Source organism: Exiguobacterium sp. s80 (assembly GCF_018618725.1).
GTDB lineage: Bacteria > Bacillota > Bacilli > Exiguobacteriales > Exiguobacteriaceae > Exiguobacterium_A > Exiguobacterium_A oxidotolerans.
This window is the reverse complement of record NZ_JACSMP010000013.1, coordinates 1-16,135: the sequence shown is the minus strand read 5'-3', so window position 1 is coordinate 16,135 and position 16,135 is coordinate 1. Positions and strand designations below refer to the sequence as shown.

Below are 16,135 nucleotides of genomic sequence, written 5' to 3'. Positions count from 1 at the left end.
AGCGATTCTTCTTTTGAAAAGAATCACTCGGATTTTTGTTTGTGTTTGAAAGCAGATGAAGTGCTAGACTCAATCAAGTGTTTCTGTTTTAATCAACACACCTTGTTTGATTAAACGGTTTGTCGCGGTTTCCGGTGGATCACAAGTGATGAGTGTAATCATCGGTTGTTTGACGTTTTGATCGAGAACGGAGAGATCCGTCGGCTTGACGAGTTTTGAACTTTCCATGCGGTACGTATAACGATGGTCTTTTGTGGTGACGATGACATCGGCTCCTGTTTTCAGTTGCGGTAACTTGTTGAAATGAAGTCCTTTCGTAAAACTTCGGTGTCCTGCTAAAGCATAGTTTCCTTTTCCCGGGGCACCGGTTTCTTTGATGTGCCCGATACTGTGATCAAGAACATCGGTCGAAGCTCCTTCTAAGATGACTTGTTCGAAATCAAGTGAAGGGATTGTTAAGAGTCCGTCACCTTTTGTCACCAGTGGTTTTGTCGTTTCTTTTGCATCAACCGTTTGTAAGCTTTTTTTCCATTGTTGCTTTAAATCAGTCGTTGTTGCTTGTTTTTGATAGGTATTCCAAATGGGCCAAAGCATGAATAAAATGCCTGCTGATAAGAGGATGAGCCCGATGACTTGTCGTTGTTTCATATAAGATTGTCCTTTCGCGCGATTAAAAGTCACGCAGTGCTTTTTGAAAAGTAGGGGAAAACTAGTGCTTCCCCGATTGAAAACGATTCTGTTATGATAAAGAGAACGATTTTAAAACATGGGGTGCAATGATGATGATGAGATATAGAAAAATGATAGCATTGACATTGACGAGCACACTATTTTTAGGTGCTTGTTCGATGGATCTATCACAAGACAGCGATACGAAAGAAGTCATTACTGAGAGCGAACAAGGTAAAGAAGTCCAAGCAGTTGTCAGTCCGGCAATCGATACGACCGATTCGTACTATCGAACGGTACTTCCGTTTCGGCCAAGCGTCGCCCGCGGGATGACACAAAAGCGGGTCAGCTCACGGCTTGAACTGGATGAGATTGAGACCGGGCTGATGCGCCATTCAACACAGTTTTTTGACCCGGAAAAATATTATTACCAAGAAGGTCAACTGCTGGAAGCGGACCAAATCGCAAAGTGGTTGCTTCGAACAGGAAAAGCAGATACGAGTGGGAGTGATCCAGAAGGATTAAACCCGGCGTACACGACTGGAAAATCATATAAAGAGAAAAATCAGAAGTCTCCTTTGATTTTATCGCACATCTTAGAACAAGACTACATGCTCGAAGAAGATAAAAAACTCGAACTGGGTGGGACATCGATTGCGTTAGTCTTAAATAGTGAGTACGTTTTCCAAGATGAAAACTATGGGCCGACATATACTGTGAAATTAGATGAGAAAAAAGTCATCGAGCAAGGCAAGAAAATGGCAAACGAACTCGTCCAAAAGATGCGGAAGACGGACGGGATGAAGACGACACCGATCCACGTCGCCCTCTATTTACAAGAGAAAGAGGGTTCACCGGTTTCAGGTCACTACCTTTCATCGGCCTTCATCGGTCGCGGGAACCAAATTAGTGCGAATGACTGGAAAAATTATGATGAGAAGTATTACTACTATCCTTCTTCAGCAGCAACGAATGACGTTCGTGATGACGCGGCGAAATTCGACTTGTTCAAGGACCGCCTCGAAGACTACTTCCCGAACTACACGGGGATGATGGGTGAAGGATTCTATCAAGAGGGTGAATTGAAGAAGCTTGAAATTAAAATCCCGGTTCAATTTTACGGAAAAGCAGAACTTGTCGCCTTCATCCAATACGTGACGTATCTGCTTGAAAACCGGTGGGAGTATAACCGGAATGTTCCGACGACGATTACCGTCACGAACTTAAACGGAGATACGGAAGCGATGTTATTCCTCGAACCCGATACGAAAAAACCAATCGTTAAAATTCGTTGATAAAGTTTTTCCTGTAAGCTGAAGGATCCATGCACATGGGTCCTTTTTATTATGATTAAATTTTGGAATACAATAATTGAATTGAAATTAAGTTTCATAAAATGTACACTAAATGTATAACATGAAAACGAATTCTAAAAGAACGTCAAGTCAAAGGAGCGGATTGAATGAAGGGTGGTATCTTTTCACAAATTGAAGCAGTACGCGAGGAGTTGCCGTCCTCGTCACGAAAAGTAGCTGATTTTGTTTTATCCCACGCAAACGAAATCGCCGGGATGACGATTCATCATTTGGCAGAAGAATCGAATACGAGTGCTGCAGCCGTCGTCCGATTTTGTCGTGCGCTTGGATTAAAGGGGTATCCGGAACTGCGGATGCGGATTTCTGCTGATACGGCACGAACGGATTTGACAGGATATCACGATATCGAAGAAAACGAACGTCCAGCAGATTTAATCGAAAAAACGCTTAGTAACAGTATGCAAGCCCTACAAGATACAGCCAAACAATTGAACGATGTCCGAATCGCAGAAGCGACAAAAGCGCTCGATCAAGCACGTGCTATCTATTTTTATGGAATCGGTGCTTCGAACGTCGTCGCACTTGATGCAGCTCAAAAGTGGACGCGCGTCGGGAAGTTAGCGATTCAAGAATCGGATCAGCATCTTTTAGCGACACTCCTTGCAAATGCGAGTCCGGATGATGTCTTCTTCGCGATTTCTTACAGCGGGGAAACAGAAGAAGTCGTCGAACTGATGCGACTGGCAAAAATTCGCGGTTTAAAAATGATTAGTCTAACCCGATTTGGTGATAACCGAATCAGTCAGCTGGCAGATATCGCATTGTGGACATCGCGTGCACCGGAAGCACCGCTTCGAAGTGCGGCACTCAGTTCGCGCTTGGCACAATTGTTTGCGATTGATGTGCTCTTCTTGTCTTATGCAGCAATTCACTATACGGATACGATTGAACGACTTCAGTACACACGTGAAAGTGTAAAGATGTTGCACGGAAAAAAATAAGGGGGCTACTTAGTGGATCAGTCGATAGCGAGCCGGATCGAACAGCTATTTCCGGAAATGGTTGAACGCCGACGATATTTACATCAACATCCTGAACTTTCTTTTCATGAGGTTGAGACACCGAATTATATCGCAAGTCGTCTCGAAGAACTTGGAATCGAAGTCCGACGAAATGTCGGAGGACGTGGTGTCGTCGGAACGATTCGAGGAGGAAAACCGGGGAAAACGGTCGCATTACGGGCAGATTTTGATGCGTTACCGATTCAAGATGAAAAAACGGTTGATTATCGTTCGACTGTCCCAGGAGTCATGCACGCGTGTGGTCATGATGGTCATACAGCGACATTACTCGCCGTTGCGGAAGTTCTCGCCAGTCAAAAAGAACAGCTGACGGGAAATGTCGTCTTGATTCACCAGCATGCAGAAGAAGTGGTACCGGGGGGAGCGCGTGAGATGATTGCTGACGGCTGTCTTGACGGAGTCGATGTCATCTTCGGAACGCACCTTTGGTCGACGACCCAGCTGGGGACGATCGGAACACGGGTCGGTCCCGTCATGGCAGCGGCGGATAAATTCGAGTTAACGTTGTTCGGCCGAGGCGGACACGGGGCAAAACCGCACGAAACGATTGATGCCGTACTACTCGGGGCGACCATCGTCAAAGAACTTCAAAGTATCGTCAGCCGTCGTCTCGATCCATTGCAGCAAGCCGTCTTGACGATCGGGACGCTTCATGCCGGGAATACGTTCAATGTCATTGCTGACCGGGCACAATTGACGGGGACCGTCCGGACGTTTGATGAGGCGGTGGCTCAAAAAATCGTCTCGGAGATGGAGCGGACGATTAAAGGGATTTGTGATGCAGCGGGTGCGACGTATACGTTTCACTATGAAACAGGGTATCCGGCTGTCATCAATGACTTGGTTGAGACACGTTTTTTAGAAGCTGTCGCCCGCGACGTGATCGGGGATACAAGCGTATTTGAAATTGATCCGACAATGGGCGGGGAAGACTTTGCCTATTATTTGAAGGAAGTTCCGGGGACGTTCTTCTTTACCGGTGCAGGTGATGCATCACATTATCCGCATCATCATCCACGCTTTGACTTTGAAGAGCCGGCGATGGTCGACGCAGCGAAGATATTAGTCGAAGCGACATTACGTTATTTAGCGATACGGTAATCGAAAAAGGCGTTCCACGACGGGAACGCCTTTTTATCTACTTAAAGAATTTCCTGAACACGACCGACTTGACCATCTTCAAGGCGTACTTTAATGCCGTGCGGGTGGTTCGGTGATTTCGTCAATAAGTCTTTGACGATTCCTTCCGTCCGTTTCCCCGTACGCTGATCTTGTTTTAAGACGATGCTGACACGTAGTCCAGGCTTGACGTCTGCACGTTTTTTTCCATCCATTTTTTCATCGCTCCTTCGTGTGAATAACTATGGATATCAGTATAGCATGAGTCGGTTCATGAAACTTGTTTGAAGAAAAACCGTAAAGTGAAAAGATGAAGAGAAGCCGTGATGAAAAAGTTTGACTATATTTGACCAATTGACGATTCGATTTTATAATTAAGATACAGAGTTAATAAGTGAAGGAGTGAAGTGAGATGGCAAAAGATTATTACCGGACGCTTGGTGTCGAAAAGTCGGCAACGAATCAAGACATCAAACGAGCGTATCGGAAACTTGCGAAACAGTTTCACCCGGACGTCAATAAAGAGGCGAGTGCAGATCGCCGTTTTAAAGATATTCAGGAGGCTTTTGATGTCCTCGGGGATGAAGAAAAACGGACGCAGTATGATCGTTATGGAAGTGACTTTGAACGCATGGCTGGCGCGGGTCCGGGGCAATCAGCAGACTACGAGGACATCTTCCGTCAATACAATGGACGACAGTCTCGACCGACCGGTGGCGGTCAATCCTTTGGTTTTGAAGACATGTTCGGTTCGTTTTTTAACCAAGAAGAAGAATCGACGGATGAAGAACTTGAACTGACGGTACCACTCAGTCACCTCAGTACAAATGAAAAAGTAACGATTCGTCTAGCTTCAGGGACGATTCAGATGAGTCTTCCGAAAGACGTCTACGAAGGGAAGAAAGTTCGTTTACGCGGAAAAAGTTCGTTGCGTAACCGAAGTGGAGTGGCGGGTGACGTCTACGTGACGATTCATCTCAAAGATGACGACCGGTTCCGTCGACACGAACAGGATGTCATTTCAACGGTGCGTGTGTATCCGACGACGTTTGTCTTGGGTGGCGAAGTGATTGCCGATACGCTTGAAGGAAAACGTGTCAAGTTAAAGGTCAAGCCGGGGACGAAACCAGGTGCAAGACTACGCATTCCAAATCGTGGCTTAAGTAATCAAGACGGGCATCGGGGTGCTTTACTTGTTCAATTAGAAGTGAAGTTGCCTGAGATGGATGCAACGTTTTATGAAGAATGGGAAAATCAATTATCAGTAAAGGAGTAATGCGACATGGACTTTGAGAAATTAACGGATCGTGCTCATGAGGCAATCGTATCAGCGCAAGCGATTGCGAAACAACGTCGGCATAGTGAAATCACAGAGTGGCATTTATTACTCGCTTTAATCGCACAGGAAGAAGGAATCGCTCGGATCGTCTTTGAAAAACTCGATCAGCGGATGGATCAGATGGAACAAGCCATCAATCAAGCGATTGAAAAATTACCGGCGCTCGCGCAAGTCTCGACACCACGGATCAGTAGTTCTTTATTGAACGTGTTGACGGAAGCGGAAACAGAAGCCCGTTTGATGCAAGATGAGTATGTTTCGGTCGAACACCTCTTACTCGCACTCTCGAAACAAACGAGTCCTACAACACAATATTTACGGGGGCAAGGTGTGACGGAAGAAACATTACGCGAAGCCATCATAGCGATGCGTGGTAATCGGAAAGTGACGACAAAAAATCCTGAAGCGACATTTGATGTCTTAAAAAAATATGGACGGGATCTTGTCGCTGATTTTCGGTCAGGGAAAACAGACCCCGTCATCGGTCGGGACGATGAAATCCGTCGCGTCATCCGGATACTCAGCCGAAAAACAAAAAACAATCCCGTTCTGATCGGTGAGCCCGGTGTCGGGAAGACGGCAATCGTGGAAGGACTCGCCCAACGTATCGTGCGTGGTGATGTACCGGAGAGCTTAAAAAACAAACAGTTGTTTAGCCTGGATATGAGTACGCTCGTTGCAGGTGCAAAATACAGGGGTGAATTTGAGGAACGTTTGCAAGCCGTCTTGAACGAGGTCAAGGAAGCAGAAGGGCAAATCCTTCTCTTCATCGATGAGCTGCATACGATTGTCGGAGCCGGAAAAACAGAAGGGGCGATGGACGCCGGTAACATGCTCAAACCGATGCTCGCCCGTGGTGAGTTGCACTGTATCGGAGCGACGACACTCGATGAATATCGGAAATATATTGAAAAAGATCCGGCACTCGAGCGCCGGTTCCAACAAGTCCTCGTCGCAGAACCGGACGTCGAAGATACGATTTCGATTTTGCGCGGATTAAAAGAACGGTTTGAAATTCACCATGGTGTCAGAATCCATGATAATGCCCTAGTCGCAGCGGCCATTCTCTCCGATCGCTATATTACGGATCGGTTCATGCCGGACAAAGCGATCGACTTAGTCGATGAAGCGTGCGCGATGATTCGGACGGATATGGAATCGATGCCAGCGGAACTTGATTCACTCGTTCGCCGGGTCATGCAACTTGAAATCGAAGAGGCAGCTCTTAAAAAAGAAACGGACGAGGCCTCGCGTAAACGCCTTGAGACGCTGCAACAAGAATTAAGTTCAGCGCGTGAAGATGAGAGTGCGCTTCGGACACGGTGGGAACATGAAAAAGAAAGTTCGCAAGGTGTCCAGCAGCTGCGGGCAGATCTCGAAAAAGCAAAACTTGCCTTACAAGAAGCAGAAGGCCGGTATGATTTAAATACGGCTTCTGAAATCAAATACGGACAGATTCCGGAACTCGAAAATCGGTTACATGTAGCAGAAGAATCAGCAGAACACGTCTCTCATGAGTTAGTCCGCGAAGCCGTAACAGACGAAGAAATTTCAGATATCGTTTCGAAATGGACGGGGATTCCGGTTACACGTCTTGCGCAAGGTGAACGGGAGAAGTTGCTCCATCTCGAAGATACGCTGCATACACGGGTCTTCGGTCAGGACGAAGCCGTCCGCCTTGTATCAGACGCCGTCATCCGGGCTCGGGCCGGAATCAAAGACCCGAACCGGCCGATCGGTTCGTTCCTCTTCCTCGGTCCGACCGGTGTCGGGAAAACCGAGCTTGCGAAAGCACTTGCGGCAGCGATGTTCGACAGTGAAGATCACATCATTCGGATTGACATGTCGGAATATATGGAGAAACACAATGTGTCCCGTCTCGTCGGTGCGCCTCCGGGTTATGTCGGATACGAAGAAGGCGGACAACTGACAGAAGCGGTCCGTCGCAGTCCGTACTCGGTTCTCTTATTTGATGAAATCGAGAAAGCACATGGCGATGTGTTCAATATCCTGCTTCAACTGCTTGATGATGGCCGCTTGACGGACGCACAAGGACGTGTCGTTGACTTTAAAAACACGATTGTCATCATGACCTCGAATATTGGAGCGAACATTTTGTTAGAAGCAGCCAAAGATGGTTACATTGATCCAGCCGAAGAAGAAGCTGTCCGTCAAGAACTGAAAAATCATTTCCGGCCCGAATTCTTGAACCGGATTGATGACACGATTTTATTCCATCCATTGCACCGCGCAGAAATCGAGCGGATCATCGATAAAGCGGTCGCGAAGATGGCAGATCGTTTATCAGGTCGGGAAATTACGATTGATGTGACAGAAGCCGCCAAAACGTTAATCTTCGATGAAGCCTTCGAACCTCAGTACGGTGCCCGTCCAATCAATCGTTATATCCAGCGGACGATCGAGACAAAACTGGCCCGTGCACTGATCAGCGGGGAAATCCAGGATGGGTCGCACGTCGCGATCGACGCAGACGGTTCAGAACTCGTCATTCGTTGATGGAACGTCTGCTTGTTAAAAAATCTGAACGTCGTCGACATTCAAAGTATGAATCTCGATGATGTTCAGATTTTTTTGTTGTTTTTACAGTAACTTTTCCCGAGCTTTTTGCTTTCACAGACAAAACTACGTCTTGCCATATCTCGTTCTGACAAAGCATGATAAGCTATAAAAAAACAGGAAGAGGGAAGTACATGAACGTTACACAACAACAACTAGAAGAATTAATTGATGAATGCCGTCCTTATGCAGTACTCGGACAAGTTGCGAGTTATATTCCGGAGCTTGCGAAGTCAGAACCGACGCAACTTGGAATCGCAGTTTGCAATGCCGACGGGACATTTGTGTCTGCTGGTGAGGCGGACACTTTATTTACGTTACAAAGTGTCTCTAAAATTATCACACTTGCTTTTGTTCTCGAAACATTTGGTGAGGATTATGTCTTTTCAAAAGTTGGAATGGAGCCGACGGGGGATGCCTTCAACTCGATCGCGAAGCTTGAGGAGACGATTCCAACAAAACCGCTCAACCCGATGATCAATGCAGGAGCGCTTGCTGTGACGAGTATGTTACCTGGGGAAGATGCGGCAGATAAACTGCTCAAACTGCGCGAGTTCATCGCGAGTCTGCTCGACATCGAAGTCGAGATGGTCAAGTACGACGCGGAAGTCGCAAAATCCGAATTCGAAACGACGGATTTGAACCGGGCATTGCTGTACTTCATGCGCTATCACGGAGTCATTGAAGGAAACGTCGAAGAAATCATCGATGTCTACACAAAACAATGCGCAATCTTGACGAACTGTAAAGGACTCGCGATGATGGGTAAAATTTTAAGCCAGTCTGGAAAAACACCATCCGGCCATCAAGTCATCTCTCGTCGTAATGCGCGAATCATTCGTGCGATCATGACGACGTGCGGCATGTATGATGCTTCTGGTGAGTTTTCTGTTCAAGTCGGACTTCCCGGGAAAAGTGGTGTCTCGGGTGCCATCGTGGCCTGTGGACGTAGTGATTTCGATATGGCAGATCTCGGAATCGGTATTTTTGGACCGGCCCTCGATTTAAAAGGAAACTCAATCGCGGGCACGAAAATGCTCGAGCTGCTCGTCCAGCGTCACCCTTAATCGAGTGAAAATTCGTCCAGTGCCGTCACTAAGGCTTGTTCGAGTCGTGTAACTTCTTCTGCGCGTTTCAATTGGTATTCATCCGGTGGTGTAAATGCGCGCCACCGTTCGAGCCGGTTGTACGTATCATTGATTTGGCCAAGCTGGGTCTGAACGCGTTTTAGACGATCGACGGTCGACTTCGGAAGAGTGGTATAAGGACGCAAGTATTCTAATGTATAGCGGTAGTACTTTGTCGCAAGACGTAATTCGTGCATCTTTTGGATTCTTTTTTGTCCTTCTGTATGGTGCACTTTTTCGTATTTTTGTGCTTTTTTATCAAATTGTTTTTTTGCCGCGTGAATCAAATCGTTTTCATCCATCCGTTTTAATCGTTTTGTCAGCGGTCCTGCTAAGAAACGACGGACGGATTTATCGAGTTCACTTGAGATGAGCAGATGCATCGTTTCAAGTAGCGTTGCTCGTTTTCCTTGGAGTTGGAGCGCGAGGTGTTCGGCGAATAGTTGCTCGACGGGTGACGTGACAGATTGTTGTTCGAGTTGGACGTCTAAATCACGGACCTCGCCAAATGCGCGCATCAGTCGTCTCCAAATCAGATAAACAGGTTCATCCGTCTCACCGACAAGTGTAGCGAACGTAATCAACTTCCGAAGACGGATTCTTGCTTGGTGGACATCTTCCGGATTTTTAAATTGTTGGGCTTCTTTTGCATAGTGGTTGAATGTCGCCCACGTTTCAAGTAGTTCGAACGTTAAGTTTTCAGTATCGCGATGATTCATATGAATCCCTCCTCACAATTTTTACGTAGAACAAGCTAATAGACAGAAATAATGATTAAAATAGAGCCGTTTCTTAGCTCTGGAATGTGGTGAAGTCATGTTAGAAACGTTTACGTTGTCTGGAAAGATTCAACAATTCATGAAAATTTTCTTTCCAATCTTAGTGACGCAAGTCGCTTTTTATTTGATTAGCTTTTTTGACACGGTCATGGCTGGACGATACGGCTCAGCTGATTTAGCTGGTGTCGGTGTCGGAGCAAGTCTTTGGGCGCCTGTCTACACAGGTCTGACGGGTATTTTATTAGCCGTCGCGCCGCTCGTCTCGCAAGCAATGGGTGCAAGGAAGGAGCGTGAAGTCAAACGAATCGTCGTTCAGGCACTTTACGTTTCAGTACTCATCATCGTTGTCACATTAGTACTCGGTTTACTGTTCGTCAATCCGATTTTGAATCAGATGGAATTATCGGGTGAAGCAAGACGTGTCGCACGTGTCTATCTCATCATGCTCGGATTTGGTATCATTCCGATGTTTATCTTTTTTGTCCTTCGCACATTAGTCGATTCTCTCGGGAAGTCAAACATCACGATGGTATTATTATTATTCTCTTTACCCATTAATGTTGCTTTCAATTATCTCTTTATCTTCGGAAAGTTTGGTTTTCCGGAGTTGGGGGGTGTCGGGGCAGGGGTCGCGACGGCAATCACATATTGGTTATTGTGTATCGCCATTACCGGGATCGTTCTAAAAGGGGAACTGTTCCAGCGCCTCGGTATTTTACGGCGATTCTACAAACCGGATTTTACTCGGATTAAGGAACTGGTCTTTTTAGGGGCGCCGATTGGACTAGCAATTTTTTCCGAGGTCAGTATTTTCTCAGCCGTGACGTTGTTACTCGGTGCGTATGGGGATGTCGTAATCGGTGCGTATCAAGCTGCAATCAACTTTGCATCCTTCGTCTACATGCTCCCCCTGTCAGCTGCGTCAGCTTTGACGATCACTGTCGGGTACGAAGTTGGGGCGAAACGCGTCAAGGATGCCGTCCAGTACATTTGGATTGGGCTGTTATTATGTATTGCTGTCTCGCTCTTCTCCGGCGGACTCTTGTACTTACAAAATGAACGGGTCGCGGCACTCTATAGCAATGATCCGGAAGTAATCAATCTAGCCGCACATTTCATGATTCTCGCGATTTTCTTTCAGTTATCCGATGCGGTCGCAGCACCGACTCAAGGCGCATTACGTGGTTTTAAAGATGTCAATGCCACATTCATTTTGACGATTTCGGCGTACTGGGTGATTGGCTTACCGCTCGGTTTTTATTTCGAACGGTTTACGACACTTGGACCGGACGGTTACTGGTGGGGACTCATTATTGGTCTTGCGGTCGGAGCAACGTTATTGCTCTTACGATTGGTCTATCTCGTCAAGAAGTCAAAGGAGGTTGTTGGATGAAGCTCAATAAACAACGAATCGTTACGATCGCGAAAATTATTTTACCGATTGCTTTAATTCTCTTTATCTTGTATCAAGGACAAAGTGAATTGAAAAATTTATCTTTAAATGAATCGATTCAAGCCATTCAGCAAATCCCATCATGGAAGTTCATTCTTTTAGTCGGTGCCGGTCTCCTTGCCGTCGCGACGATGTTCTTTTATGACGTCATCCTGTTACGTTCTTTGGAGGTCAAAGCGCCGCTCGGACTCGTCTTCCGGGCTTCGTGGATTGCGAATTCGTTTAACGGAATCATCGGATTTGGTGGTCTTGCCGGTATGGGGGTTCGGACGGCGCTTTATCGGCCTTTCGTTGAAGGAAGTCGTCTCCTGAAGGCTATCGGCTGGATGGCGCCGACGTTGATTAGTGGACTATCGATTTTATCTGCATTGTCTTTATTAAATATTTTCCCGGCGTTCGAAGTGCTCGATTTTAAAAAATGGCTTTGGCCCGTTATCATTGGTGTCGCACTTTTCTTCCCTTTATATCTCCTGTTTACGTTCAGACGCGGGGCGAGTAGCATTCGACCATCGTCGATCGTACTGTATTCACTCGTCTCACTCGTAGAATGGTTCAGTGCCGGTGTCGTCGTCTATTTAATTTTACAGGCACTCGGAACGGACGTCAGTTTTGCGAAAGTCATCGGTGTATTCATCATCGCGGCGACGGCCGGATTGATTTCGATGGTTCCCGGGGGTTTTGGTTCGTTTGACTTGGTTTTTTTGATTGGTATGCAACGCGCTGGTGTAGCGGAAGGAAGCGTCTTGACGGGACTGTTGATTTACCGTCTGGTCTATTACATAGTGCCCTTTGTGATTGGGCTGGTGTTCTCAGCACGCGAATTTAGTGGACCTGTTGTCAAAATGATTGAAGATAAGCCGATCGTCGGACCATCCGTCGAAGTCGGTGGAGTCATTTGGCGCTTGCAACTGCGCTTTTTAAGTAAGGTCCGTCATTTTGCGTTAGCCTTGATCACGTTGCTCGCAGGTATTGCGATTTGGGGACTTGCGATTTTACCGCCGGTCTCGTCACAATACGATTTTCTAGAAGCCCGTTTACCGCATGAATTATTACTACTTGGGAACAGTTTCTTCTTGATGGGCGGGTTATTATTCGTCTTACTGGCACCCTCGTTATATCGACGGACGAAACGTTCGCTCTATATGGTATACGGGGCATCATTCTTCGCACTGATTGGGATGGCCTTACGAGGATTCAACTTAATCTCGCTTTTTGCGGTTCTCGTTGTGCTCATTTTGCTGACGGTTTCGGCAAAATCTTTCCACCGCGAGCGGACGCTGATTACGACGATGCGGTTAATGCGTGCATCGTTGGCCGGGATACTTTACCTCGGTGGATTTGTTTTCTTCGGGTATACGTTTTATACGTTAGGGTCTGCAGACGGAACGGAAGTGTATCCGTCTCATGAAATTTCGATGTTTGCAGCAAGTGCAACGATTTTTGCACTTGTTTACTTGTTAGTGTTCATTCGCCTGTTCAACACGTTTAACCATCCGGTCCTCGGAGAGGCTTTTGATGAAATGAAAGTCCGTCAGACGTTGACGGAAGAAGGCGGAAACTACTTGAGTCATTTGGCTTTTTTAGGGGATAAACGATTTTTCTTCTCAGAATCGGGTCGGGCATTTCTTCAATTCAGTCAGACAGGAAATCGGATTATTGTGTTGGGTGACCCGAGTGGGAACCCGGATGAACATTCGCAATTGATTGGTACGTTTCTACGACGCGTCGAGGATTTGGGCTACATTCCGAACATCTATCAGATTCAGGCGCAAAACATGTCCCTGTATCATGATTTTGGTTTTAACTTTTTTAAGTTAGGCGAAGAAGCAATTGTTGATATTACGACGTTTACGGTTTCCGGTAAGAAGCGAGCTGGACTGCGTTCCATTAAAAATCGTTTTGAACGAGAAGGCATGACGTTTGAAGTTGTAAAACCGCCATTTTCAAATGCCTTACTTACATCGTTACGTGACGTATCAGATGACTGGTTAGGGAACAAAGTAGAAAAAGGGTTTTCACTCGGATACTTTCAGTCAGACTATTTGAATCAAGCACCCGTTGGAATCATGCGTGACGCGGCAGGCGACTTGCTTGGCTTCATGACGTTCATGCCTGCTTATCAAGACGGTGTCTTATCAATCGATTTGATGCGCTTCCGTCCTGATGGACCGAATGGGATTATGGATGCGATGTTCATCCGTTTGTTTGAGTATGCAAAAGAAGCAGGCTATCATACGTTCAATATGGGAATGGCACCACTATCTGCTGTTGGAGAAGACGAAACGTCATTTTGGCAAGAACGTGTCGCGGCTGACGTCTTCAATAACATTCGTTACATGTATAGCTTTACAGGCCTAAGACGCTACAAAGAAAAATATGATCCAAAGTGGGAAGGACGTTACTTGGCGTATCGCAAACGTCAATCGTTGACGATTGCGATTTTAAAAGTGACACGTCTTATTTCTAAAAAGAAAGACCGTGTGTTACTGCCATGACGGTGAGGATTACGCGTTTATCAATCAGGGAAGATTCCAATGAATGTATGGAATCTTCTTTTTTAATCAAACAAATGTATAAAGGTCTATACAACTAGAAATAGAGGCGTTATACTAAACAGAGAGAAACGACTCTTGAGGCAAAGCAAGAAAGGAAGCGAAGATATGACTGTCATCATCAATGCGAACATCTATACGGGTCAGACCGTGATAGAGAAGGGATTCATTCGGTTTGAAGAGACGATCAGCGAGCTAGGCGATATGACGAAGTATGTACCAGTGGCGGAAGAAGGGGTACTTGATTTAGAAGGGAAGCAATTGATTCCAGGAATGATCGATGTTCATATTCATGGGGGATATGACGTCGATACGATGGACGCCGATAAAAAAGGCTTAATGCGTCTTAGTCAAGCGATGTTAGCGGAAGGTGTCACGTCCTTTTTTGCGACGACGATCACACAAGACTGGAGTCAAATTACGCGCGCACTCGAGGCGGCGCGGCAAGTGATGGAAACCGAGACAACGACGATTGAAGGCATTCATCTCGAGGGACCGTTTATTAATCCGGATTATGCGGGTGCCCAACCACTCGACTATATCGTTGAGCCGGACGTCGAACAATTTTTAAAGTGGCAGCAGGCAGCAGGTGGTCAGATTAAACTCGTCACCTATGCACCCGAACGACCGGGAGCGCGGGCATTTGAAGAAGCGGTCCGTCTGACGGGGGCAGTTCCGTCAGCCGGCCATACCGACGCAACATACGAGCAGAATGAGCAAGGGAACGTCGTCCACGGGACACACTTGTACAATCAGATGCGGGCACTGCATCATCGCGAGCCGGGAACAGTCGGATACTGTCTACTCAATCCAGCGGTTCGTGCGGAAATCATTCCGGACGGGATTCATAGTGCAAAAGAAATGGTTGATTTTGCGTACCGGATGAAAGGAGCAAGCCGGTTGACCGTCATCACGGACGCGATGCGGGCAAAAGGCTTACCAGAAGGTCAGTATGAGCTCGGTGGCCAAGCGGTCGACGTAAAAGATGGAGCAGCGCGACTAGCGAGCGGAAATTTAGCCGGAAGTGTCCTGACGATGGATCAAGCGCTTCGGAATATTATTGCCTTTACAGGGTGTTCCCTTGAAGAAGCGGTACGGATGACTTCAATCAATCAGGCAGAAGAATTTGGTCTGACGAAAAAAGGGGTGCTCGAGATTGGTAAGGATGCTGATTTCGTTGTGTTAAATGAATCATTATTTGTCGAGCGGACGATTCATCGTGGAGCAGTCCATACATTTAAAAAATGAAGGGAGCTATTTTTATGAAATGGATGATTGTCGAAAAGGCTGAAGAATTGGCACAAGTCACGTATCAACTTCTCAAAAATGAAATTCAACGGCAAGAGGAGGGGTTGACGATTGGGCTGGCGACAGGGAGTTCGCCTGTCGGCGTTTATGAAGAGTGGTGTCAAGATACATTAGACTGTTCGCACGTGACGACGGTCAATCTTGATGAATATGTCGGACTTAGCCCGACGCATCCGCAAAGTTATCACACGTTCATGAAGGAACATCTGTTTAATGCAGTTGCCTTCAAGAAATCATATCTTCCATTCGGAGATACGGAAGATGCCCATGCAGAAAGTGAACGTTATGAACACCTGGTTCGTAAGCTTGGTGTCGATCTTCAATTGCTTGGAATCGGTTCGAACGGACATATTGCCTTCAACGAACCCGGCACCTCATTTGACGCGACGACTCACGTAACGAAGTTGACAGAATCGACGCGTGAAGCGAATCAGCGGTTCTTCGAAAAGTTAGAAGATGTTCCGTCACATGCAATCACGATGGGGCTCGGTACGATCATGGAAGCGAAAAAAATCTTGCTCGTAGCCTCTAGTGCCAGAAAAGCAGAAGCCGTGCGCGATATGATGGAAGGTCCGGCGACGCCCGATTGTCCGGCGACGATTCTACAACGTCATGCTGACGTGATGATTGTCCTGGACGAGGAAGCTGCCGCCTTATTGTCTGAAGAAGCGAAACGTACTGGACGCGCAGCCTATACGAATTTTATCTAAATCAGGCGAGAATACGCCCACTTCTAAACGATCAGGGTGAAGCCCTAGTGAAAGTGGGAGATGAATCGCCACCCTCTCTTTCAGGTATATCCGTTGTAAGGAGG

At 46.7% G+C, this 16,135-nt stretch carries 13 protein-coding genes; 10 read left to right on the top strand and 3 right to left on the bottom strand.

Annotation, left to right across the window (positions count from 1 at the left end; all coding sequences use genetic code 11):
- Nucleotides 1-69: 69 nt before the first annotated feature.
- Nucleotides 70-648: a class D sortase gene (locus KNP94_RS15070; protein ID WP_215115915.1), complete on the bottom strand. Its 579-nt coding sequence runs from the start codon at nt 646-648 to the stop codon at nt 70-72.
- A 152-nt stretch (nt 649-800) separates the two neighbouring features.
- Between KNP94_RS15070 and KNP94_RS15065 the strand changes: the two genes are divergently transcribed.
- The 3 genes from KNP94_RS15065 (at nt 801) to KNP94_RS15055 (ending at nt 4,168) form a co-directional block, all read left to right on the top strand.
- The gene (locus tag KNP94_RS15065) at nt 801-1,964 is read left to right on the top strand and encodes a CamS family sex pheromone protein (RefSeq protein ID WP_251132505.1); all 1,164 of its coding nucleotides are present in this window, start codon (nt 801-803) and stop codon (nt 1,962-1,964) included.
- A 167-nt stretch (nt 1,965-2,131) separates the two neighbouring features.
- Entirely contained in the window at nt 2,132-2,986 is an 855-nt protein-coding gene (locus KNP94_RS15060) for a MurR/RpiR family transcriptional regulator (protein ID WP_088836288.1), read from the top strand.
- 57 nt (nt 2,987-3,043) lie between these two features.
- The gene (locus tag KNP94_RS15055) at nt 3,044-4,168 is read left to right on the top strand and encodes a M20 family metallopeptidase (protein WP_215115923.1); all 1,125 of its coding nucleotides are present in this window, start codon (nt 3,044-3,046) and stop codon (nt 4,166-4,168) included.
- 41 nt (nt 4,169-4,209) lie between these two features.
- Here the strand turns inward: KNP94_RS15055 and KNP94_RS15050 are convergent, their stop codons facing one another.
- The gene (locus KNP94_RS15050) at nt 4,210-4,401 is read right to left on the bottom strand and encodes a YwbE family protein (RefSeq protein WP_029332605.1); all 192 of its coding nucleotides are present in this window, start codon (nt 4,399-4,401) and stop codon (nt 4,210-4,212) included.
- Nucleotides 4,402-4,598: 197 nt separating this feature from the next.
- Between KNP94_RS15050 and KNP94_RS15045 the strand changes: the two genes are divergently transcribed.
- From KNP94_RS15045 to glsA, 3 genes are all read left to right on the top strand, one after another.
- Nucleotides 4,599-5,462 carry a DnaJ C-terminal domain-containing protein gene (locus KNP94_RS15045; RefSeq protein WP_088836289.1) on the top strand — a complete coding sequence of 288 codons (864 nt, stop codon included), beginning with the start codon at nt 4,599-4,601 and terminating at the stop codon, nt 5,460-5,462.
- Nucleotides 5,463-5,468: 6 nt separating this feature from the next.
- On the top strand, nt 5,469-8,042 hold the full coding sequence (clpB, locus tag KNP94_RS15040) for an ATP-dependent chaperone ClpB (RefSeq protein WP_215115914.1): 2,574 nt from the start codon (nt 5,469-5,471) through the stop codon (nt 8,040-8,042).
- A gap of 194 nt (nt 8,043-8,236) precedes the next feature.
- On the top strand, nt 8,237-9,169 hold the full coding sequence (gene glsA / locus KNP94_RS15035) for a glutaminase A (protein ID WP_088836291.1): 933 nt from the start codon (nt 8,237-8,239) through the stop codon (nt 9,167-9,169).
- Here glsA and KNP94_RS15030 read toward each other — a convergent pair.
- A complete protein-coding gene (locus KNP94_RS15030; protein ID WP_214766747.1) occupies nt 9,166-9,948 on the bottom strand; it encodes a CHAD domain-containing protein in 783 nt (260 codons plus the stop codon). The genes glsA and KNP94_RS15030 overlap by 4 nt on opposite strands.
- Before the next feature lie 97 nt (nt 9,949-10,045).
- Here KNP94_RS15030 and KNP94_RS15025 point away from each other — a divergent pair, with 97 nt between their 5' ends.
- The 4 genes from KNP94_RS15025 to nagB all read left to right on the top strand — a co-directional run bounded on the left by KNP94_RS15025 (nt 10,046) and on the right by nagB (nt 16,031).
- A complete protein-coding gene (locus KNP94_RS15025; protein WP_088836293.1) occupies nt 10,046-11,401 on the top strand; it encodes an MATE family efflux transporter in 1,356 nt (451 codons plus the stop codon).
- The gene (mprF, locus tag KNP94_RS15020) at nt 11,398-13,956 is read left to right on the top strand and encodes a bifunctional lysylphosphatidylglycerol flippase/synthetase MprF (RefSeq protein WP_215115913.1); all 2,559 of its coding nucleotides are present in this window, start codon (nt 11,398-11,400) and stop codon (nt 13,954-13,956) included. The genes KNP94_RS15025 and mprF overlap by 4 nt, the downstream gene beginning before the upstream one ends.
- A 165-nt stretch (nt 13,957-14,121) precedes the next feature.
- Nucleotides 14,122-15,261, top strand: coding sequence for an N-acetylglucosamine-6-phosphate deacetylase (gene nagA, locus KNP94_RS15015; protein ID WP_215115912.1), 1,140 nt, complete (start codon nt 14,122-14,124; stop codon nt 15,259-15,261).
- Nucleotides 15,262-15,275: 14 nt separating this feature from the next.
- Entirely contained in the window at nt 15,276-16,031 is a 756-nt protein-coding gene (gene nagB, locus KNP94_RS15010) for a glucosamine-6-phosphate deaminase (RefSeq protein WP_088836296.1), read from the top strand.
- Nucleotides 16,032-16,135: the final 104 nt, after the last annotated feature.

Excerpts from the sequence above, each read along its gene's own strand:
- KNP94_RS15055 (WP_215115923.1), top strand. The coding sequence starts at position 3,044 with ATGGTTGAACGCCGACGATATTTACATCAACATCCTGAACTTTCTTTT.
- KNP94_RS15045 (WP_088836289.1), top strand. The coding sequence starts at position 4,599 with ATGGCAAAAGATTATTACCGGACGCTTGGTGTCGAAAAGTCGGCAACG.
- glsA (WP_088836291.1), top strand. The coding sequence starts at position 8,237 with ATGAACGTTACACAACAACAACTAGAAGAATTAATTGATGAATGCCGT.
- KNP94_RS15070 (WP_215115915.1), bottom strand. The coding sequence starts at position 648 with ATGAAACAACGACAAGTCATCGGGCTCATCCTCTTATCAGCAGGCATT.
- nagA (WP_215115912.1), top strand. The coding sequence starts at position 14,122 with ATGACTGTCATCATCAATGCGAACATCTATACGGGTCAGACCGTGATA.
- clpB (WP_215115914.1), top strand. The coding sequence starts at position 5,469 with ATGGACTTTGAGAAATTAACGGATCGTGCTCATGAGGCAATCGTATCA.
- KNP94_RS15025 (WP_088836293.1), top strand. The coding sequence starts at position 10,046 with ATGTTAGAAACGTTTACGTTGTCTGGAAAGATTCAACAATTCATGAAA.
- KNP94_RS15030 (WP_214766747.1), bottom strand. The coding sequence starts at position 9,948 with ATGAATCATCGCGATACTGAAAACTTAACGTTCGAACTACTTGAAACG.
- KNP94_RS15050 (WP_029332605.1), bottom strand. The coding sequence starts at position 4,401 with ATGGATGGAAAAAAACGTGCAGACGTCAAGCCTGGACTACGTGTCAGC.
- nagB (WP_088836296.1), top strand. The coding sequence starts at position 15,276 with ATGAAATGGATGATTGTCGAAAAGGCTGAAGAATTGGCACAAGTCACG.
- KNP94_RS15060 (WP_088836288.1), top strand. The coding sequence starts at position 2,132 with ATGAAGGGTGGTATCTTTTCACAAATTGAAGCAGTACGCGAGGAGTTG.
- mprF (WP_215115913.1), top strand. The coding sequence starts at position 11,398 with ATGAAGCTCAATAAACAACGAATCGTTACGATCGCGAAAATTATTTTA.
- KNP94_RS15065 (WP_251132505.1), top strand. The coding sequence starts at position 801 with ATGATAGCATTGACATTGACGAGCACACTATTTTTAGGTGCTTGTTCG.